The 20,780-nt window shown below is 36.3% G+C and carries 23 protein-coding genes and 1 pseudogene; 14 read left to right on the top strand and 10 right to left on the bottom strand.

Translation table 11 applies throughout. The features are described from left to right. Nucleotides 1–140: 140 nt before the first annotated feature. The 8 genes from ACUVXA_RS03265 (at nucleotide 141) to ACUVXA_RS03230 (ending at nucleotide 6,263) form a co-directional block, all read left to right on the top strand. A complete protein-coding gene (locus ACUVXA_RS03265; protein ID WP_445869801.1) occupies nucleotides 141–335 on the top strand; it encodes a hypothetical protein in 195 nt (64 codons plus the stop codon). Nucleotides 336–413: 78 nt separating this feature from the next. After that, nucleotides 414–1,340 (top strand): MBL fold metallo-hydrolase, encoded by a 927-nt coding sequence (locus ACUVXA_RS03260; protein ID WP_445869800.1) that lies wholly within the window; start codon nucleotides 414–416, stop codon nucleotides 1,338–1,340. A 99-nt stretch (nucleotides 1,341–1,439) separates the two neighbouring features. After that, the gene (locus tag ACUVXA_RS03255; protein ID WP_445869799.1) at nucleotides 1,440–2,435 is read left to right on the top strand and encodes an MBL fold metallo-hydrolase; all 996 of its coding nucleotides are present in this window, start codon (nucleotides 1,440–1,442) and stop codon (nucleotides 2,433–2,435) included. Between the two features lie 101 nt (nucleotides 2,436–2,536). Further along, nucleotides 2,537–3,676, top strand: a complete 1,140-nt coding sequence (locus ACUVXA_RS03250; protein ID WP_445869798.1) for an MBL fold metallo-hydrolase — start codon at nucleotides 2,537–2,539, stop codon at nucleotides 3,674–3,676. A gap of 160 nt (nucleotides 3,677–3,836) precedes the next feature. After that, nucleotides 3,837–4,412 carry a hypothetical protein gene (locus ACUVXA_RS03245; protein ID WP_445869797.1) on the top strand — a complete coding sequence of 192 codons (576 nt, stop codon included), beginning with the start codon at nucleotides 3,837–3,839 and terminating at the stop codon, nucleotides 4,410–4,412. 55 nt (nucleotides 4,413–4,467) lie between these two features. Next, nucleotides 4,468–4,998, top strand: a complete 531-nt coding sequence (locus ACUVXA_RS03240) for a hypothetical protein (protein WP_445869796.1) — start codon at nucleotides 4,468–4,470, stop codon at nucleotides 4,996–4,998. A gap of 96 nt (nucleotides 4,999–5,094) precedes the next feature. After that, nucleotides 5,095–5,481, top strand: a complete 387-nt coding sequence (locus ACUVXA_RS03235; protein WP_445869795.1) for a hypothetical protein — start codon at nucleotides 5,095–5,097, stop codon at nucleotides 5,479–5,481. 227 nt (nucleotides 5,482–5,708) lie between these two features. Continuing rightward, nucleotides 5,709–6,263, top strand: a complete 555-nt coding sequence (locus ACUVXA_RS03230) for a hypothetical protein (RefSeq protein WP_445869794.1) — start codon at nucleotides 5,709–5,711, stop codon at nucleotides 6,261–6,263. Nucleotides 6,264–6,317: 54 nt separating this feature from the next. Here the strand turns inward: ACUVXA_RS03230 and ACUVXA_RS03225 are convergent, their stop codons facing one another. From ACUVXA_RS03225 to ACUVXA_RS03215, 3 genes are all read right to left on the bottom strand, one after another. Next, nucleotides 6,318–6,587, bottom strand: a complete 270-nt coding sequence (locus ACUVXA_RS03225; RefSeq protein WP_445869793.1) for a hypothetical protein — start codon at nucleotides 6,585–6,587, stop codon at nucleotides 6,318–6,320. 219 nt (nucleotides 6,588–6,806) lie between these two features. After that, nucleotides 6,807–7,142, bottom strand: coding sequence for a roadblock/LC7 domain-containing protein (locus tag ACUVXA_RS03220; RefSeq protein ID WP_445869792.1), 336 nt, complete (start codon nucleotides 7,140–7,142; stop codon nucleotides 6,807–6,809). Between the two features lie 145 nt (nucleotides 7,143–7,287). Then, nucleotides 7,288–7,623: a roadblock/LC7 domain-containing protein gene (locus tag ACUVXA_RS03215; RefSeq protein WP_445869802.1), complete on the bottom strand. Its 336-nt coding sequence runs from the start codon at nucleotides 7,621–7,623 to the stop codon at nucleotides 7,288–7,290. A 493-nt stretch (nucleotides 7,624–8,116) separates the two neighbouring features. Here ACUVXA_RS03215 and ACUVXA_RS03210 point away from each other — a divergent pair, with 493 nt between their 5' ends. Then, the gene (locus ACUVXA_RS03210; protein ID WP_445869791.1) at nucleotides 8,117–8,545 is read left to right on the top strand and encodes a secondary thiamine-phosphate synthase enzyme YjbQ; all 429 of its coding nucleotides are present in this window, start codon (nucleotides 8,117–8,119) and stop codon (nucleotides 8,543–8,545) included. Between the two features lie 85 nt (nucleotides 8,546–8,630). On the opposite strand, the gene ACUVXA_RS03205 is transcribed toward ACUVXA_RS03210, so the two are convergent. The 3 genes from ACUVXA_RS03205 to ACUVXA_RS03195 form a co-directional block, all read right to left on the bottom strand. After that, a complete protein-coding gene (locus tag ACUVXA_RS03205; RefSeq protein ID WP_445869790.1) occupies nucleotides 8,631–9,104 on the bottom strand; it encodes an Hsp20/alpha crystallin family protein in 474 nt (157 codons plus the stop codon). Nucleotides 9,105–9,302: 198 nt separating this feature from the next. Beyond that, nucleotides 9,303–9,704 (bottom strand): hypothetical protein, encoded by a 402-nt coding sequence (locus tag ACUVXA_RS03200; protein WP_445869789.1) that lies wholly within the window; start codon nucleotides 9,702–9,704, stop codon nucleotides 9,303–9,305. A 163-nt stretch (nucleotides 9,705–9,867) separates the two neighbouring features. Then, nucleotides 9,868–10,674 (bottom strand): phosphatase PAP2 family protein, encoded by an 807-nt coding sequence (locus ACUVXA_RS03195; protein WP_445869788.1) that lies wholly within the window; start codon nucleotides 10,672–10,674, stop codon nucleotides 9,868–9,870. 201 nt (nucleotides 10,675–10,875) lie between these two features. Here ACUVXA_RS03195 and ACUVXA_RS03190 point away from each other — a divergent pair, with 201 nt between their 5' ends. From ACUVXA_RS03190 to ACUVXA_RS03175, 4 genes are all read left to right on the top strand, one after another. Beyond that, nucleotides 10,876–12,279 carry an acetate--CoA ligase family protein gene (locus tag ACUVXA_RS03190; RefSeq protein WP_445869787.1) on the top strand — a complete coding sequence of 468 codons (1,404 nt, stop codon included), beginning with the start codon at nucleotides 10,876–10,878 and terminating at the stop codon, nucleotides 12,277–12,279. 129 nt (nucleotides 12,280–12,408) lie between these two features. Further along, entirely contained in the window at nucleotides 12,409–13,500 is a 1,092-nt protein-coding gene (locus tag ACUVXA_RS03185) for a lysylphosphatidylglycerol synthase transmembrane domain-containing protein (RefSeq protein WP_445869786.1), read from the top strand. Between the two features lie 40 nt (nucleotides 13,501–13,540). Beyond that, nucleotides 13,541–14,224: a glycosyltransferase family 2 protein gene (locus ACUVXA_RS03180; RefSeq protein WP_445869785.1), complete on the top strand. Its 684-nt coding sequence runs from the start codon at nucleotides 13,541–13,543 to the stop codon at nucleotides 14,222–14,224. A 120-nt stretch (nucleotides 14,225–14,344) separates the two neighbouring features. After that, the gene (locus ACUVXA_RS03175) at nucleotides 14,345–15,847 is read left to right on the top strand and encodes an ArnT family glycosyltransferase (RefSeq protein WP_445869784.1); all 1,503 of its coding nucleotides are present in this window, start codon (nucleotides 14,345–14,347) and stop codon (nucleotides 15,845–15,847) included. A 48-nt stretch (nucleotides 15,848–15,895) separates the two neighbouring features. Here ACUVXA_RS03175 and ACUVXA_RS03170 read toward each other — a convergent pair whose 3' ends face one another. The 3 genes from ACUVXA_RS03170 to ACUVXA_RS03160 all read right to left on the bottom strand — a co-directional run bounded on the left by ACUVXA_RS03170 (nucleotide 15,896) and on the right by ACUVXA_RS03160 (nucleotide 17,918). Next, nucleotides 15,896–16,312 carry an NUDIX domain-containing protein gene (locus ACUVXA_RS03170; protein WP_445869783.1) on the bottom strand — a complete coding sequence of 139 codons (417 nt, stop codon included), beginning with the start codon at nucleotides 16,310–16,312 and terminating at the stop codon, nucleotides 15,896–15,898. A 159-nt stretch (nucleotides 16,313–16,471) separates the two neighbouring features. Then, the gene (locus ACUVXA_RS03165; protein ID WP_445869782.1) at nucleotides 16,472–17,332 is read right to left on the bottom strand and encodes a tetratricopeptide repeat protein; all 861 of its coding nucleotides are present in this window, start codon (nucleotides 17,330–17,332) and stop codon (nucleotides 16,472–16,474) included. 124 nt (nucleotides 17,333–17,456) lie between these two features. Further along, nucleotides 17,457–17,918: a GNAT family N-acetyltransferase gene (locus ACUVXA_RS03160; protein WP_445869781.1), complete on the bottom strand. Its 462-nt coding sequence runs from the start codon at nucleotides 17,916–17,918 to the stop codon at nucleotides 17,457–17,459. Nucleotides 17,919–18,144: 226 nt separating this feature from the next. Here ACUVXA_RS03160 and ppcA point away from each other — a divergent pair, with 226 nt between their 5' ends. Further along, nucleotides 18,145–19,758 carry a phosphoenolpyruvate carboxylase gene (ppcA, locus tag ACUVXA_RS03155; RefSeq protein WP_445869780.1) on the top strand — a complete coding sequence of 538 codons (1,614 nt, stop codon included), beginning with the start codon at nucleotides 18,145–18,147 and terminating at the stop codon, nucleotides 19,756–19,758. 55 nt (nucleotides 19,759–19,813) lie between these two features. Here ppcA and ACUVXA_RS03150 read toward each other — a convergent pair. Next, nucleotides 19,814–20,728: pseudogene (locus ACUVXA_RS03150) on the bottom strand (ketopantoate reductase family protein); the annotation flags it as partial. Nucleotides 20,729–20,780: the final 52 nt, after the last annotated feature.

Genomic DNA, 20,780 nt, shown 5'->3' with positions numbered 1-20,780 from the left:
ATAATATCCTAACTTTTAGATAAAAAAATATGTTAAAATATTGATAAAAATCTAATATAATTCAACATTATTTAGGATTTAAAATTTCTTAGAACAGATTAAAATAAGTAAAATGGATATTGTCAGATGGTGAAAAACGTTTGAACCACAAAAAACCTGAGAAGTGTGCAGTTATTAATTGTGGAAAAATTCTCAGTGAAGGAAATTATGCAACTATTGGAGAAAAAAAGTACTGCAAGGAGTGCGCAGTTCTGATAGCCCAAGAAGAAATAAGACTACTCTCTAATCCATACACCAGTCTAGTGACCCAAAAAAGAACGGAAAATACTAGGTAAGAGGGGATTATACTGGAAAAGATTGCGGAAGGAGTTTACAAGATTAAACTAAATCTACCCTTTACTTGGACACCCGAGATGAACGTTTACATTATTATGGGAGATGAAATCGCTCTAATAGATACGGGGCCCGGTGATCCAAAATCATTACAAACCATATCAGACTCATTAAATGATATTGGCCTGGAACTCAAAGATATTGATAAAATTATTAACACCCATGAACATGTGGAACACTTTGCTGGAGATGAGGAAATAAAGAAGACTTCAGGAGCTCTGGTTTCCGCTCATAAAAAGGCTGCAAACATCATCCAAAACTTCACCAAATACGTATCCGAGTTATTCAACGCCATTCGGGGAGCAGAGCTCGAGCCCAGAATGAAGGCTGTGGCTGAGAGGTATTTATCCTTCCAATCCTCAATAAATTCCTCAAAGGTCGAGAAACCACTTAGAAATGGCGATGTTGTGGATCTCGGACCATTTGTATTTGATGTGATTCACACGCCGGGTCATGCGCCGGGTCATGTCTGTTTTTATGATGAGAAGAGAAAAATCTTATTTTCCGGAGACCATGTTCTCGGAGTAGGAACTCCTTTTGTGGGGTACGGTATAACCGATTTGCTCATCGATAGGGTGGCAAATAAACTAGGTATCAAAAAAGTTGAACATGGAAATATGACGGACTACCTCAATTCCCTTGAACACATATTAACTTTAGATATAAAAACGATACTACCGGCACACGGCCCAATAATTACTGAACCCTATAGAAAAATTAGGGATGATTTGGATAGAAAACTTTTGAGAGAGCAGATGATTTTGAAAGCCTTGGAAAGGGGCGAGGATACTTTAGAAGGGTTAACTCAGAAGGCTTATGGTTCATTTCAGTTAGACTACTTGTTGAAGGGATCAACCCTAGCATATATTGACAGGCTATTAGAATTGAGAAAAATTGAGAAAGTGGAGAGAGGAAAGGAAACATATTACAGGTTAATCAATAGATAGGAATCTAAGAATTGAGAAAAATCCTTATTAGTGGATTATTTTTAGTTTTGCTTATAAAAATTTTAATAAGGGTTAGAAGTCGCAGAGAGGAGAATCCAGATGAGAAGAATCTTGGACGATATCCACATGTTTACCTTAAGGCTCCCCTTTCCCGCAACCCCTGAGCTGAGTGTTTACTATTTAGAGGGCGGAGAACCAGCCTTAATAGATACGGGATTAGGAGATTTGGGATCCATGAACATTATTTCTTCAGAGCTCCATGAGATTGGACGGAGTTTAGAGGATATCGCAGTGATAATTAATACCCATGAGCATATTGAACACTTTGGGGGGAATAAAAAAATTAAGGACGCCTCTAAGGCCTACGCTATTGCTTCACACAAGGCGGCCCCCATAATTGAGAATTATCATCAGCACATATTGGATATTAAAAGAAATTTAGTTAATGCTGAATTTGAGTTTGAATTGAAGGATATGATAAACAGGTATATGGATTTTCAACTGTTAATTGATGAGTCAAAGGTGGAAAAAAAGGTAGGGGAAGGAGATATCATCAACTTAGGAGGCTACAATCTACTTGTGATCGAGTGTGCGGGCCATGCCCTTGGTCACATTTGTCTATACGACGAGGATAGAAAAATTCTGTTCACAGGAGACCATGTGATTGCAACGGGAACCACATTTGTAGGTTATGGCTGGAGAGAACTTGCCACAAGAAAAATGGTGGACATAGTAGATGTAAGTAATGATAAACCAGATAATATGTCTTTATACCTGGAATCACTGGAGAAGCTACAAGCCCTAGATTTAAAACTAATACTCCCAGCCCATGGTCCTCCAATAACAGATCCTTACAGAAAGCTCAGAGAGGATATAGGAAGAAAGATGAACAGAGAACGCGTATTCTTGGAAGTTTTGAAAAGGCATCAGGAAATAGCTCTTGAGGATTTGACTGCTGAAGCATATAATGTTAATGCAGGTAATTATCTTATGCAAGGAGCGGCCCTTGGATATTTAGAGAGACTAATTAAATTGGGAAAAATCACAGCTAAACTAAAAGACAATAAACTATATTTCAAGATAATAAATCTCTGAAGAATTTTCAATAGAAAAGGTAGTTTTTAAAAGGATTTTTAGAGAGTTTTTATACAAAATTAAAAAAGTTTTTCATACCATTACATGATGAGGTCAGTGCTATGTGCAAGGTTTTTTATGACAGAGGCCTAGTGATTGAGGTTAATAATTTAAAATTTTTATTTGATCCCAAAATGAACGCTGACTTTAATTCTGCGAATTTAGTGCTTGTATCTCATGGTCATAAGGATCATATTTCCGGTCTCGTGGAGGCTAGTAGAGGAATGAGGGTAGGTGCTTCAAGGATAACTCATGAGATAACTAGGTTGGTAAGAGAAAAGAGGGAGAAAAAAGTTTTGGAGAATATTATTTATTTGGAAAGGGAATTTGGAATTAAGACCGAGGAATTTTCTATTGAGGCTTATGATGCAGGTCACTGCATGGGCTCAATGCAGTTTAAGATTGATACCGGGGAGCATTTGATTGGTTACACTGGAGATATTAACTTTTGTGAGAGCGTGACCGAGCGGAAAGCGGATGTAATGGATTGTGACGTTTTAGTAATTGAGGCTACTTTTGGCTCTGAGGAATACGTTTTTCCAGATAGGGAGGAGCTTAACGCTGAGATTTTGGATTATGTGGAAAGAAATGTTTCCAATGGTATTCCCGTTATTTTAACGGGCTATTCATTGGGCAAGTGCCAAGAGTTGACCAGACTAATTTCAAAAGGGTTAGGCTATGATGTTTTGGTTTCTGGACAAATTTTTGACTTTAACAATATATTTGAACGTTACAAGTCGGGATTGGGTAAATATTTACAGATAGATTCGGAGGAAGGAAAAGAAGTTATTGAAGAGGGGGGAGGAGTGATTTTATTACCGCAGTTTAGGTTGACCAAAGATGCTCCTGACAGGTTAGCAAAAAACTTTAATCTTAGCACGCTTCCCAATATTGCTGTTTGTACGGGCTGGGCGATTAATCGCTCCTTCTTTTTCGCTATGCAACAAGCTTACAATGTCGATGCTGCTTTTCCCCTCAGTTCCCATGCAGACTTTAATCAACTCTTGGAATATGTGGCTGCCGTTGAACCATCCCAGGTGTACACCACTTTTGGAAATCCTGTTAACCTTGCAAAACAGATAAGAAAGAAACTTAAAATCAACGCTCAGCCTGTAGTAAACAGAATGCAACAAACCCTTGATATTTATACTGTTGATCAAGAACCTCAAATCGGTACCAAACCCGATAACCAAGAAATTTAAGGAAATAGTAAAACAAAGCAACAAATTGTGTTTTCATAGACTTTTTATATTTTTAAGAAACTATTTTATATTTTGTTTCACTACAATATATATATTACAAATACTAAGAGTATTAAATAGTAACAGATAATGTGAATAAAACAAGTTGGAGAAAGCTCTCTTGAAAAATTCAGATGAGATTTATATCCTTTTGAAGGCTATTTGCGAGATAGCAGCAGAAATATTTTTTTCGATTCATTCAGTGAATAAAGATGTGGCCTCAAAATTAGGGGAATCCTTTGAGAAATACGAATTTGGACATTTAATTAAAGCTTTCAGGGATTCAGCTGAGATGGTGTCAACATTAGTATCATTCTTTGAAGATTATATTAAGGGAATTGTTAAAGGTTTGGAATTTTTTTCTAATCTTGTTTTCGCTCTTGGTATAAAAAATTATTCTAAAATTTTAAGCCAAAAAAATAAGCTGGAGGAATTTATTAAGCCTCAGGAAATCGATTTAGACTTTCTAAAGTTCCAGTTAAGAACCACAGAGGAATTAATTTTTCCTCAATTAGAAAAAATTACAGAAAGGACTCTTGAAAAATTTGAGCATCTCGAGAAACTACCAGGAATCTTGAAATCAGATATACTCGATAAATTTATTGAAGAGATTGAAAAACAAAAAAGAGACTGGAATGAAATTAAAGAAAAATTAAGGCTGTGTTTTATATTCGTGGAAAAAGAGAGAGATTTCTAAAATTATTAATATAATTTCTGAGGTAATTAATGATTTTGTTATATTTGGTGCTAATTTGAGAAATCTTGCAAGCAATTTTAGTTACATTTTTGGTGATGAATTGGAACTTTCCATGAAGAATATACATGAGTTCTCAGAAATTATTAAACAGTTAAAACAAGATTTGGTTATTCTGGTAAACTGTAGAGCGAAGGAAGCCGAATTTATCGTGGATTCCTTCATTCAAATATTAACCATGTTATGGGAAAGCGCTGAAAAAGCTCGTCAAAAATTTCAATCATTTGCAAAGTCAGAAATATCAATAGCAGAGTTAATTCCGCCGAGCTTTTCAATTGAAGATCTCGAGTTCGGATTGGTACAGGCTCACAACCAAGTTCTCCTAGTGGATAGAACTCATAGAAGAGTGGAAGAAAATGTTGAAGCAATGAGGATTGCAGCAGAGTACCTTAATAGCCCAGTTCTAATGGAGCAGTACGAGATTATAGTAAAAGAAATTGAAATTATTAATAAATACTGGCCTAAATATATCCAAAACTTGATAGAATTACAGCAGTTAATACATGAAAAAAGGCATATTAAATTGTAAACAAATTAGAATCGATTAAAAAAGTGTACCAATTCTCAAAAATAAAAACCTCAAGTACGAGAAAACGAATACAGTTAAGATATTGGAGAGATTATTTTGCTAATAAATATTAGTAAAGTGTACGAACTGTTGAAGAATTTTTTTAGTTTAATAATAGAATATCATAATGAGATAATTAGCCTTAATGATAATTTTTCGAAAATGGGGGTAAATCAAGTTGTTAAGTTTCATTCTAGAGAAAAAATTTTTCAAATAGAGGAAAATTCTATTAATTTTACTGAGGGTATGGGATTTATTCTGTTTTACATTGATGATTATATTCAGGGAATTATTAAGTGGTATGAATTTTTCGCAGGATTAGTTAATGCGTTTGGTGAAATTAATTGGGTGAAAGTTCTAAGACACGAGATTAAAATCGAGAATGTAGTTGATCCAGATAAAGTAGATTTGAACATATTTAAATTTCAAATTAATATACTATAAGCTCCACCCTTCCCCAAATTCAAGAATATTTTATAAGAATATCCTCTAAATCAAAGGATATACCAGAAGAGTTTAACGGAATTTATTCTCGAGCTACACTCGAATTCGTAAAAATATCCGGGAACCTAGCTAATGAATGGTTAAAGATCCATGATCAAATTTTATCATATTCGCAACTGTTATTGAATGAAAACAACCTTTCAAAATCCATGGAATTAGTTCTACAATTGATTAATCGACTAATTATCTTCTCCGATACTTTTTACTCCAAGGTCGAGGGTTTCTTAAAATTTAATGATGAACGTTGGGAGAATTTTTATCTGGAGGATTTATGGGAGTTATCAGATCTTTTCAGTGGAATCAAAGAAAAATTAATTGAAACTTTTAGATTTAGAACAAAATCCTATGAATACATATCCAAGTGTTATCTACGAGTTTTAACCTCAATCTGGGAAAATCAAGACTTTGCTATAACGAAACTCTCTGAACTACTGTATTCTGAGAAAAACTTAGATGCAATCTTACCAAGTAAAATTCCTTATGAGGGTCTCCAATTCGGGTTAATGCAGGCGCGTTCGGATTTAGAAGCTTCTATACAAGCTTATGAGAGATTCAAAGAAAATTTGGAAGTATTTAAAGTGCTTGATGCTGTTCTTAAAAATTCCAATATGAAAATTTTCCATGAAGGAATAAGTGTTAGATTAAAAATACAGGAGAAATACTGGCAAAAAATCTTAGAAAACATTATCGAGCTCCAAAAAGAATTAAATTCAATACAATAAATTTGCAATTTAAAAAATTTAGGTTAAAAAATGGTTTTGTATAATTCAATCTTTTTATGATTCCTTTTTTAGGAGGTTTATTTTGATTTCTTTTAACTTTTTTGAGTTTATCACGCCAGCTTGATACACTTCAATGGCGATTGATATTTGTTCGAGTATTTTTCTGTTCTCATATATAAGGTCTTGAGAAATTGTTGGATCTCGTTCTTTCTCCCAGCACTCTACCCAGCAACTTTCTAATTCTGTTGCCAGCTGTTCAGCTTCTTTACTTTCCATTTCTAATAGAAGTTCTTTCAATCTCTCCAAGATAATTTTTTTGCTCACATCTTTTCGCCTTCATTCATAGTTAAGCAAATTTATTTTTTGATCCTTCGAACCCCAAAAAATATTTATTAAACTAAAGCAATCCTTTTGTGAATCCCATCAAATTTTCGTATTAAAAGATAAATAAAGAGTGAAAAAATCTCTGTTAAATTATAAATTTTGGTTTTCAGGATTAAACAAAGATTTGCGTTCTGGTATACACTAGATTCTTAGCTTTCTTTAGATTGACCTTAGTAAATCTGCTATCTTGTCTCCGGTTCGCTTCATTTCGACTAGTATTAGGCCCATGTTTGCGCCAGCCTTGGTGATAGCGGACAGAACTGCCTCGGAGCCCACACCACGGAGAATGGTGTCGCCCTTAGTTCCACTCACAATAACCTTGTCCAGTTCACCACGATCCAGCTCACTCACTGCTCGGTTTCCGATGTTCAGCAGAGCCGCACTCATCGCGGCAATAAGACCTTCATCTGCATCCTTCGGTAACGCAGAAGCCATAACCAAACCATCAGTCCTCACAACAGCAGAAGCCTGCACATCAGGATCAGCGTCTTGCATTGATTTTAAAAGCCCTTCAAGCTCTTCACGCCATTTCTTGGAAATTTTTAACACCTCCAATTATAATTTTTTTAATAGGTTGATTATTTAGTTCGGGGTTTCGAAAGTTAATTTTCAAGTATCTAAGATTGTTAAGGATTTGATTTTACATTGAACGAAGTACGTCTGAAATTTTTTGTGCCGTTCTTTGCATCTCGACTAGTACTAGGCCCATGTTTGCGCCAGCCTTGGTGATAGCGGACAGAACTGCCTCGGAGCCCACACCACGGAGAATGGTGTCGCCCTTAGTTCCACTCACAATAACCTTGTCCAGTTCACCACGATCCAGCTCACTCACTGCTCGGTTTCCGATGTTCAGCAGAGCCGCACTCATCGCGGCAATAAGACCTTCATCTGCATCCTTCGGTAACGCAGAAGCCATAACCAAACCATCAGTCCTCACAACAGCAGAAGCCTGCACATCAGGATCGGCATCTGCCATTGATTTTAAAAGCCCTTCAAGCTCTTCACGCCATTTTTTAGGCATACAATCACCAAACTTTATTTTTTATAATTTTGTTTTGTTCCTACTGATAATGCTATTTCCCACTTGCATTTTTGTGAGATTCGCAATTATTTTAAATGTAATTGCGGTTACATTAATATCAATTAAAATATATTTAAATATGTTACCGTTATATTTTTCCAAGATTCACAAAAGTGGGAAAAGTGGGAATTTTGGTAAATTAATCACATTTTTTGTAGTTTTGTATATTTTTTTATCCGTTAAAGCCTAGAGAAACAATCTAATTTTTACTTTTACACATAATTATCTAAATATGAAGGATATTACTGAATTATGTTAGGGCACCTATTAAAATTAATCAATGCATTTATCATATTTTCTCTTTTTTTACTGTTTTTTAAATCGCAACAAGTTTAAAACAATTTGGGTAGAACAAAATTTTAGAATGAATGTGTTTCAATAATTTGAGGTGTTTGAGTTGACGGTTGAAACAAAAAAGATTAGTTTTTCAACTCAGGGCGAGGTGCAAATCCTAGACCTCACGAACATGATTCAGAAGGCTATCTCTGAATCAAAATCGACAAATGGTATTGTAACAGTCTTTGTACCGGGGGCAACTGGATCGGTTACCACCATTGAGTATGAACCAGGATTACTAATAGATTTTCCCCGAATTCTGGAAAGAATTTCACCCAAGAGCATGGATTATGAACATGAGCTTAGATGGCATGATGGAAACGGTCACAGTCACTGTAGAGCATCAGTACTAGGACCAAGTTTAACAGTACCCTTTAATCATAAAAAACTATTATTAGGAACTTGGCAGCAGATTGTGTTTGTAGAATTGGACGTTCGCCCTCGAAACAGGACAGTAATTCTCCAAATTATGGGAGAATAAAGAATAACGTGAAAATTGTAACAATAGGTCAATAGTACCGGGTTATTTAAAAAATAGTATATAGAGGGTTTAAGAGTTTTTGAAGCTATTCGATTTTAATTGATCTTTTTTCTCTGCCTTCTTTCTTTGGTAACCTTAGTTCCAGTATCCCGTTTTTGTAGGTTGCTTTTGCTTTATCTGGAATAACTTCTACCGGTAGTTTAAAGGAGCGATAGAATTTTTTATATCTTCTCTCTTTACGTATATATTCCATTTCTTTTTCTGTCTCTTCTTTTTCTATTCCAATTTCAGCAGAGATTTCCACCCTGTCTTCTGTAGCATTAATGTTTATATCCTCTTTCCTTACTCCAGGGATCTCGGCTATGATAGTAATATCGTTATCGGTTTCCTGTATATCCGCGTATATGCTTCTGACAGTGGGAGATGGAGGTCCAAAGCGTAGAGATCCGAACGGGCTAAAATCAATAGCAAATGGTTTAGGATACCTATCCCAAAATCTTCTCATCATGCGGTACATCCATCTTTCAAATTCGTCTTCTGGTTCTCGATCCCAAGACATAAATTTATATCCTCCTCGTTTTGAATTAGATTGACTACGTTTATACCCTATTAGAGGGCATATCAAGAGATTATTTAAATTTTATCAACTTTATTTATAATCCAAAAATTAGTATAAGCAAAAAAATGGAAAAGAACTTGAAGCGATTCTTAAATTGATATTTTCGGTGTAAATTTTATTTATCTCCCTTATTTTGAGTTATTTTTGAGTGGTAAAATCTTCAATGATTTTTTGAATTTCTTTTTTGATTTCAGATATTTTTCTCTCGCCCTCCACAAATGTTGAAAAGTCCATAAACTTGAATATTTTTTGATAATTGTCAGCATTCACTTCGATTACAATCATTTGATAGAAAATACCCTCATAATCAATATAGCAGATATTTCCAATTGGAGAATGTAAACCAACTTCATATTTAGGTTCGATAAGATCTCTTTTAACGAAAATGATGTTTCGATTTGTGAGCACTAGTATCCCATCGTTAAAATCTTCCTCCGTTTGACAAGAACAAGTATCCTTGAAAAGAACCACCTCATCCTCACGAATTATTTTATCGAGTAGTTCTGTGCCTTTCTTATTGATTTCTACCCAGTCAGGCATGTGCAGTCACTCTCGCCAAAAAAGGGAAAACAGAGAAATGTAATATATTTAACGTTTGCCATTTATTAATAATTGTAATCCCTAATTTTCTCTCGAAATTTTTAAAATAAATTAAAAAATCATCAAATTTTTTTATAAAAACTAAATATACTTAATCGGATTTTTATGGCATGTATACCCCGTACAGATATAGAATTAATACTATTTCCGCCACAACTAGAATAAATATGACTTGCCATAGCTTTGGTTTCTGGGGCTGTGTTTCCGGTGATCTAAATACCTTCTTATAGAAGAGGTAACCCACCAGCAGTGCTAATAAAGCTCCCGCTATCTCATCCACAATAACGTGTTGTCTGACAAGAAGTGTGGAAATCATTACCGCTATTGCTATTGGCCAAGATGCCCAGCCGTAGCTTCTTTTTTCCTGCCAGAACGCGAAAGCTATCATAGTTGATATAGCAGCATGCAGACTTGGAAAACAGTTTAGAGGAGTGTCATTTGCATAGACTAACCAGAGTGCCCAGTTGAATGGGCCAGAATTTAACTGAATGGAATTCACCAGCATCCACGTGTAAATGTATTTAGGGTTCACGTAAGACCAGAAGATCCAGTCGAAAAGACTGGTTGGCATCCAGTAGGGTCTAATCATCATAACAGGATAGACGATATAAATCGCGTAAGCTATTAGGTGTATAGCGATCAGTGAAAAAATTAACTGGTTAAAATAAGCTCTTTGGAAAGTGGCATAGTAAAGTAGTGCGAAGAAAACAAAACTGTAAAATACACAAATATAAATAACCACCGCGGGTGGATACAAAGGAATTGCCCAATCAATCGGCGTGAATAAAAAATGTGGCTCGGTTAGACGTATCTCAGACACATAAATGTAAATAATATTTACTAAAAAGTAGACTAGCAGTAATACTATGCTTTTAATAATCCAGCCTTTTCTATCCTGTGCGTTACCCATCTTTATCCACCATAAAAAAATATCTATACTTCTTTCATAAAACTTTATCTACGATTTTGATTTTCAACCAATTTAAACCGATAAAATTAAAAATTTAGGTTCTAACTCGCAAGTTATAAAACTGTGACTTGTCTTAAGATTTATATACTCCTTTTTGAGACTGATTTCCTACTCGTATATTTATTATTAGAGGGAAATTTAATGGCTAAAGCGGATAAATCCTCCCTAAAGAATATTTTGGAACCGAATTCGGTTGCGGTAGTGGGGGCTTCCACCACACCTATGAAAATTGGAAACTCCATGGTTTGGAATCTTGCAAACTTGTATGAAGGCAAAATCTTCCCAGTAAACCCGAAAGTGAAAGGTGAAAAAATTTATGGCTGTGAAGTTTATGCGAGTGTCTCTGAAATACCGGGAGAAGTGGATTTGGCTTGTTTGGTTGTTCCTAGAGAGTTGGTTCCAGAATCCTTAGAAGACTGTGGAAGTAAAGGTGTCAAGGGAGCCATGGTAGCTGCAGCCGGATTTTCGGACTCGGGGGAAGAAGGAAAAAGATTAGAGAAAGAGATGCTGAACCTCGCCCGAAAATACAATATTAGAATTATTGGTCCCAATTCTCAAGGAATTCTTAATATGGCAAAAAAATTGGATACCGCTTTTGCCTTTCACAAAGACATAGTTCCAGGCGGCGTGGCTATAGTTAGTCAAACAGGAACCTTCATCGCTTGTGCAAAGTATTACTCTCAACTGGTGGGTGGGGTCAGTCATATCATAGATTTAGCAAATATGTGTGACATAGACTTTTCAGACACCCTAGAATATTTGGAAAATGATAAAGCTACAAAGGTCATAGCATTACACATAGAGGGAATGAGAGAGGGAAAAAGATTCATGGACACAGCAAAAGAGGTTTCTAAAAAAAAGCCAATCGTGGTTTTGAAATCAGGGAGAAGTGAAATAGGATCAAAAGCAGTTCAAGCTCACACCGGCGCTTTAGCAGGTCGAAATGAGATTAACGAAGCCGCTTTCAAACAAGCGGGTTTAATTCAAGCAAGAGACATTGACGAATGGACAGACATAGCAAAAGGATTCAATATACTACCACCACTCTACGGAAACCGGGTAGTAATTTTGACATTTACCGGCGGCATAGGGGCTTTACTAGTAGATGCTTGCGAAGAATTCGGTTTAGAACTGACCGAACTCTCACCAGAAACTCTGAATACGATTAGGAAAAATTCGGCAGACTGGCTAAAAGTACAGAACCCCGTAGACATGTTCACTGCTTGTCAGAATTTGGGAATGATACCAGCCTACAATCTATTCTTAGAGTCAATTGTTAAAAACGACTCCGTGGACTGTATAATTTTAATAATACCTCACTTTCCAGGTTATGTGGAACCTCGTGACGCTTTCAACAATATTAAAACAAATAAGCCAATAATTGTTACGGGAACCACAGCTGCGATGGATGACGCAGTAATAGAGTGGACAAAAAGTGCCCAAGAGTTAGAAAAAAGAGGCATAGCGGTTTATCCAACACCTAGAAGAGACGCCAGAGTCCTGGCAGCCCTTTACAATTACTACAAAAAAATTAATGTAAAATAGACTCGTGAGATAAGTATATATGTAATTTAAAACTAATGGAGACTTTAATTATAAATTATTATAAGAGACATTCTTATCTGCTATTGAGTACTTACAGGGAATACTTCCAATCGTGAGAGTGTAATTATCTTGAAAATAACAAAATGGTTAATAATTAGGATCATTGCAGTCATTGCCACAGCTATAGTACTAGTCTTTCTCATACAGTATATTGGGTTGGATTTGATCTTATATCTGATTAAAAACCTGAACTTGTACTGGATTATGGTGTTTGTTGGAGTTTACACCTTTACATTTGTTTTAAGAGCTGTCCGCTGGGTATCAATTGTAAAGGCGACAGATCACAACATTAGTGTACCTTATACTATAACCATGTTATGGTCGGGATGGTTTGTTAATGAGGTCACCCCGGCAAAAATTGGAGATTTTGTTAGAATTTATCTATTATATGATAAGGAAAAAGAAATGTCATTGGGAGAGAGCACCTCTACGGTTGCTGTGGAGAGAATTTTTGACATTTTCGCGATGGTATTGTTAGCCTCCATACTATTTGGATTAATAACCCTAAACATTTCAATCCCCGAGGAGTTTAGAAACATTATATTAATAGCGTTTATATTCGGGTTTGTCTTGCTAGGATTCATAATAGCCTTCATTTTTTATGGGGAGAGAATGATTGGATTCACCAAACGCGTCTCTACACGCCTTTATGAAAAGCTGGCGTTATTTGTAATTGGATTTAATTCAGGCATGAGTAGACTGTACCGTAAACCTAAGATGTTGGCTATAGTAGCTTTAATATCTATTCCAATATGGCTACTCGATGCAACCTCAATTGTTTTCATAACCCGCAGCATAGGATTCTTTCTACCAATAGAGATTTGCCTTTTAGCCGCTATTATAGGATTTTTTTCAAAATTACTTCCCTTATTGCCAGGTGGATTTCTAATCTATGAGTTCAGTGTTGGTTTCATACTCTCCATGGCAGGTACTTTCAGCTTAAGTGCTGGCCCCTTAAGCTTTGCTTTTCCCCTCAACTTAGGCTTCGCACTATTTCTACCTTTGACCTTAGGGGTTGCCTTCGCTCTGCTTGATCACATCGTCAGATTTGCCTACTGTTCTGTGACAGGCATTCCCTCAATTATATATAATGGTGTGGGAATGAAGTTCTTATCACGTAAGCAGGCCAAAGCGGAAATTAGTGATCAAACCAAAACTTGAATAATAAAATGTCAGCTAGTCGGAAGCTGGAGGTTAAGGTGTGAAAAAACACAGAATAACGGTTCTAATTCCCTGTTATAATGAAGAAGGCAGTATACTTGAAGTCATAGATATGGTTAAAAAAGTGGATCTGAGTTACCCAAAAGAGATTATAGTTGTGGATGATGGATCTGAGGACAATTCCGTAGAAAAAGTAAAAACTCAAACTGGCGTTAGGTTATTGCAACATGAGAAAAATCAGGGGAAGGGGAAGGCAATTCAAACCGGGCTTCAAAATGCAACCGGAGATATAATTGTCATACAAGACGCTGACCTAGAATATTTCCCAAAAGACATACCCTTAATACTAGAACCTCTTATAGAAGGAAAAGCTGGTGTAGTATTCGGTTCAAGATTTCTAGGCAAGGCTGACGGCATGTCTATTTCCCACAGTTTTGGAAACAAGGTTCTCTCCTGGGCTACCCGCGTTTTATATGGAAATTCAATCACAGATATGATGACGGGATACAAAGCTTTCTTCAAAGGCGACCTAGAAGGGGTTACCTTGAAATCCAAGGGCTTCGAATTCGAACCAGAAATAGTCACAAAATTACTTAAAAAAGGTAAAAAAATTATGGAGGTACCAATCTCCTATTCTTATCGAAGAAAGGGCAAAGCCAAAATAGGGTGGAAAGATGGGGTAATCTGCCTCTGGTGGCTCATAAAAGGCAAATTCTCAAAATAGCCTTTTTTTAATAATTATCAGGGTTGCAAATTCATTTTATATCTATTTTTTAAGCTTGGAAATTACAGAAGAATTTTTATGTAAGAATGACATTTTAAAGTACGTTTTCAGGTGAGTGGTATGATGGAGTGGCTGCGTTCCAGATTGGATTGGGTAATTACTATAATTATCGTTGTGAACGGAATTAGAGGAATACTCTCAGCCTTCCCTGTGCCATTGACATGGGACGAGGCAGCGTATGTAAATCTGGCAAATGATTTTTACTATTTCGGCTTTATTTGTTACCAACCTTTGCAAGTGTTGCTAGACTTTGCAAGAGTTCCTTTATTAACATATATCATCTATTTAGCGTATCTGATTACCACACCGAACATAATAGTTGCCCAGATACTAACTTACCTGATATCTCTGGCAGGAATATACGCAGTTTATCTGTTGGGAAAGGAAATATATAGTAAGACAGTGGGTAAATTTTCCGCCCTAGCCCTAAGTTGTGGCCTCACTTTTTTCGTCATATTTTGGGGTGTCTTGAGCGAAGTGCCCTATATAGTTTTTTCATCCCTATTTCTTTTGTTTATAATCAGAGCTCAAAAAAATCCCAAGTATTATATGCCTGCGGGGGTTTCGTTAACTTTATGCTTTCTATCCAGGTATCCGGGAGCACTCATTTTGCTCGTGGGTTTAGCGTTCATATTCTTATCCAAAAATGTTAAAAAAACACTGAAGTCGCCCTGGTTTTATTTGGGAATAATTTTTGCCTTCCTCACAGTCCTTCCTTGGTTGTATTTCAGCAAGATAAACACCGGAGAATGGCTTGGACTTTTGAGAACCTTTTTTGCTTCAACACAAACCTGGAACAGAATGCTGTATGTTAACCCATTCGCCCCCCCAAATCCACTACAAATTATTTCATTTTATCTAGAATCAGCAGTATACGCAGTAATCCCAATTTTCACACCTGCTTTTCTGTTTCCATATTTTTATATCGCATCGAAAACTGAGAAAAGCAGTATCGGAGGGAAAACCTTACTATTTTGGATACTCTCAAACATATTAGTCTATTTTCTTCTAATGCCCAACTCAAGACTTGTGGACTTCTTTAGGTACAATCAAACCTCTCTACCCGCTTTTTGTGTCCTTATAGGGTTTGGTTTAGCCATACTTCTTACAGAGGAGTTCAGAGATAGAAAAAATGTCATAAACACAGTAGGCAGAAGTATTTTAAAAAACAAAAAGAACATCGCACTTTTACTACTAATACTAAACATTTCAGGAGGCTTTATAGGAGTCTTTATGGTTCGCACTAATCCAGAGGTGGCACAGCCTCTACCAGTATATGATTATTTGAAATACACTTCTTATCCTTGGCAGATAATACTCACCAACGTGTATCCGATGGCCACACATTATACCGATAGACTTTGCATATGGATACCAGATATTCCATCATGGCTTGATGCTTGGGCGCAAAGCGGACATGTGCGTGCAATATTCGTGAGTCTCTTTAACTACGTGCCAGTAACGACTCTTATACACTTACAGACTAGTCCACTCTACGAACCAGAATTGGTGCTTTATCAAAATGGATTTCCCTGCATGATAGTTTACAGAGTTGTACCATAAAAAAGCAGAAGAATCAAATATCTATCCTTAAAATTGTGTAAAAAGCTACTAGATTATACCTGCGTCTAAGAGTATTTTTGTGTGGTCAAATGCCAACTTTATTTTTTTAATTTCTTTTATGGGTATACAGATTACGTCTTTGGCATCTGAGTCGGCTCTGAGTTTACCCCCCACCACATCACAGATGTACGCTATACTAATAACATGCCCTCTAGGATCCCGCTCTGGATCATCATAAATTCCCGAGAAACGCTCCACTCTCACCTCTAATCCGGTTTCTTCTTTCGCTTCCCGAATCACCGCTTCCTCCACATACTCACCAATTTCCACAAAACCTCCGGGCAAGGCGTAATGGTCTTGGAACGGAGGATTTTTTCGTTTTATCAATACAACACAATCGTCCTTAATTATAATAGCATCAACAGCAATTAGAGGCGTTCTTGGAGCAGTATTTGAAGCCGACATTACAATTACCTCTCATGTTATTAATTAAGAAATGGATTGCTAATCATTTAACAGTTATTTCTAACAATAATCAAGAGTTGAGTTTTTTCGAGAATTTTTAATATGTATAATTTTTTCGGGATTTTCAGTTTGTAGAAACTGAACATATAAACTCAATATCTATTTTAAATCCTTGTTACAGATTGGGCAATATAATAGCTCAGGCACCATTATAATTGCTCCGCATGATGGGCATGTTCTCTTACGGGTCTTTGATGTTTCTGACATAGATTTCATCATTTTCTTCTCTCTTTTGCGGCCGATTTCGCCGTAAAGCTTTTCTGCTTTCTTGTAATGTTCAGCTGCCTCGGGGTGTTGCCTCAAATTTTCGAGTATTAATCCTATTTGGCGGTGCTCAATGGCTAACCTTTTTTTATTCCCCCATTTTTCGAATATCTCTGCTACTTCCTTATGTTTTTCAAGCGCTTCTTCATACCTTTTCATTGTGAATAGAATTATACCGATATTAGACAACGCGGTTGCTTTAGTATCTTCATAACCCGCTTCATTGGCTAATTCCAGAGCCTTTTCAAGCGCATTTAACGCATCCTCTAACTTTTGTTGCCTAAATTTTACATAGCCAATATTCGTAAGGGCCCTAGACTGACCTGGAATATCCTTAGCCTTTTCAGCTATTTCCAAAGCCTTTTGGTGAAGTTCAATAGACTTTTCATAGTCCTTCTCGAGCAATAAACTAAGATTTCCCAAATTTGTGTAATTTCTGGAAATTCCCGGTTTATAATTCAATTCCTCATGAAGCTTAAGGGCTTTCTCAAAATGTTCCTTTGCATTTTTCAGTTTATTTTGATATTGTAGTGATATTCCCAGATAGGTTTCTGACTCCGCCATACCCCTAATATTGCTATCCTTTGTGGAAAGATTTAATGCTTCTTGGAATTTTTTTTCTGCCTGTTTATAATCACCCTTTTTAATTAGCTCTTTTCCTTCGTTAAAAAGACGGGAATCCATTTTCTCACCCATACAAAGCCTTCCTTGTAGACTGTTCATTGTTTCACCGTTACCCTCGGAATAGTTAGTTTGACTTCCTTTTTAAATTATTCCTTAAACACTCTACCTTTAAGCAAGTCCCTGAAAAGACATTAGGTCAGGTAAGCTTTGTTTTGTATTTTATCCATTTCTTATTTTTATCATATTCACCCTGTTCATAAATCTTAAAATCACCCAAACTCTCCAACATTCTGCGAGAGGCAATGTTTTCCTCTCCTACGATAGAATTATACTCCTTAAGTCCTTTCGCCCTAGCTATTTCCAATTTTTTCCGCATAAGCATTTTACCAATTCCTCTGTTCCTAAAATCACTGTGAACTATTGTTGCCGGATATTTAATTTCGGTATCACTAACCAACTGAACTCCACTAAAACCAATGACTCGATTATTAACTACAGAAACCACAGCGATTACATTATCTGATGGTTTTCCATCCAATTCCTTTTTGTAAAATAAAAATGTGGCTTTACGGAGATGTTTTCCAGTGTGGAAACGGAAAAGCTCTTCCACTTCATCCCCGTCCTCAAACCTATAATCTCTTATGAGAATATCAGACATAAAAATACCCTACATCAAATTTTTAAATAGATTTTCTCGTCAGAAGGAATTAATAGTAATTGGAATTGAATTTAGTTTTTATTATATTTCCTAGTGTTACGCTATATAATACTAAAATATTTCAATTCTTTTCTTTCGGTTAAGCTTTTTTATCGATATGACTTAATAATTAATTAGAAATAACTACAAAATGTTGGGAATCTGAGAGGTTGAAGGGTGTTTTGAAATGCGAGTTCCAGCAACAATGGCCACACAAGATCCGGATTCCGCTACAGCCTACATTAGTTTCGATAAAGAAATGGATGAAACAGTAGAATGCTTATCCTCTCGGGAGGACGGAGGCTTTGGAATAGAGGAATTTGTAATAGACTTTGCAGGAAAACTCACCCCATTCCAACACATCGAGGAAATAGTTCAAAAAATTGGGGAAATAGGTTTAACTCCCAGTTTTAATGTTAATATTACACCAAGCGTTCCATCTGGTAGCTATGAGTTCGGTTTTAGAAGAATGGCTATATTCCAAAAAATCATAGAAATAAATTATATTCTGAGAAACGAAACCAACGGAGGAGCAATATACGAGGCTATTCACCCCCTAACAGAATCTCCAAAAGAACTGACAAGAATCGAAATGAACTTCAACATTCTAAAAAACTACATTTTAGAAACTATAGATCCAACAGCAAAACTGAAAGATGTTCAAATCATACCCTTCATAAAGGACCTAACATCCTTATTAAAAATTTCAAATATTATCTCGGAATATTTTAAAGCGTATCCTTCCATGTTAGCTCCACTGGATTATCTGAGAGTATTTCTTGGAAGATCCGATACCGCTCTTTTTACAGGCCTTGTACCATCAACCCTAGCTAGTAAAATAGCTATCTCGGATCTAGCAATTATTAGCGAAGAACTAAACACTCCAATTTTTCCTATTCTTAACGCCGGCTACTTACCATTTAGAGGATTTGTTAACCCCTCAAATCTAAATTCTATCCTAAAAGAATATTCGGGAATAAAAACGATAGCCATCCCCACAAGCCTCAGAAATGATATTGATCGAAAAGAAACCCAAAAAATGGTGGTGCTATTAAAAGACAGACTCCCTACTCAAAAAGTTAAAACCTTCTCAAAAAGAGAGAAAAATGAAATTATTAACATTATAGGCCTATTCACCGAAAAATATTTGGAGACTGTCTGTGAAATCTTTTTCAATTCCAGAATATTTGAGCTAATACCCTCTAGGCGAGAAAAGCAAGTAGCCCCTCAAAACTCAGAAATTAAAAAAAATCAATTATTAATTAAAAATCTTGCCGAATCATGTACAGATAGCAAAGTGGTAAAGTCCCTACTTAAATTAGAGAATCTTAAATTCGAGTCTTATTTGGAGGTTATTCCATTTACGGCCACTCTTTATAGTATAGGACTTCCCCCAGAATTAATTGGAACGGGTAGAGGATTAAACGCAGTAAGCGAATGGAGGAGTGAATCCCTAGAAAGGTTACTTGAAACCTATTATTCCTCCCTTAAGGACTCCTTAGATTTTGCTTCCCGTTTTATATGTATAGACGCTTTTGAAAAGGTTCTACCTAAAAAGGTCTGCGAATTAGTTAGAGAGGATATAAAACAAATAAAGGAGTTTATCGATGTAGACATAAATCCGGACACATCCTATGAAATAGTTGTTAAAATGATTTCAGAATATCTCTCAGCACGCACACTCTCAAAAGGAGACATTAAAAAAGAAGGCCTCATAGAAATTATTCAAGGAGAAAAAATGGTGGATATTGCCCAAAAATTAATTTTGTACTCTGGGAAACTAAGAGGAGCACTAGGATAAAAACCTAAAAAAGAAAAAGTTCCTATTTTTGAAAACGCCCCGCCCACAGTTTCTATTAAGGTAATTTCACGTATTTTGAAACTTCAGTGTCGAATCTCCCCAGTCTTTTAATCTCTTGTATATTATTAGGCGTCAGCTTTCTTTCCTTATTCTCGATTTCAGTTACCATCCTAAATATGGCAGAGTTCACAGGCGCCTCCACTCCTGCCTCTTTTGCTTTTTCCACCACGTAGCCATTCCAGCATCCAATTTCAGTTTTAACGCCTCTCTTATAGTCTAGTAAGGCTCCGGTTTTCACATTAGCGTGAGGAGCATATACTGCGTCTAGAATAGCGGCAACCTGCTTGTATTTCTCCTCGTCTTTGGCTGTAACAATTACCGGATCAACACCTGCAATGGGTTCCATTTTAATTCCCAGAGCTTGAGCCACATCAACTATCTCAGTCATAATCTTTACAACCAGTCTCACAGCCAAATCATCCTTCAATGTTTGACCATAAGTATATCCAGTAACTGCGCCAAGTGCCGACATAGAAGAATTCACCAAGAGCTTAGTCCACAAGTGTCCCCAAATATTTTCGGAAATAACTACAGGTTCCACTTTGCTTAGGATAGTGGATATTACCTTTATTCGTTTAGTATTACTACCATCCAGTTCTCCTATTGTGAAATCGCCTCGAGAGTCCTGAGTCAAGTATCCCGGCCCCTTGTTCTCAGCTCCCCAACCAACAAGTCCTCCTATAGTTCTTTTCTCCCCAATCACTGATGCGATGTAGTCTTCGTTAATCCCGTTTTGAAGACACACCAGCACCGAGTCATCTTTTAATAATTTCTGGGTGGATTTTAAAGCTTCTTCGGTCTGGGTCGCTTTTACCACAAAGAAAATTAAGTCAAATTTCTCCTTAACATTCTCCGGGAGTTTAGCAGAAACCTTAACATTAAGTTCTCCCCGAACTCCATCAATCTTTAAACCGTTGTCCGAAACTTACCCATTTAGGACACCGCCTAAATGGTGTTCGGTT

The sequence above is a fragment of the Candidatus Jordarchaeum sp. genome, assembly GCF_052745115.1.
This window is presented reverse-complemented; position numbering and strand designations above follow the sequence as displayed.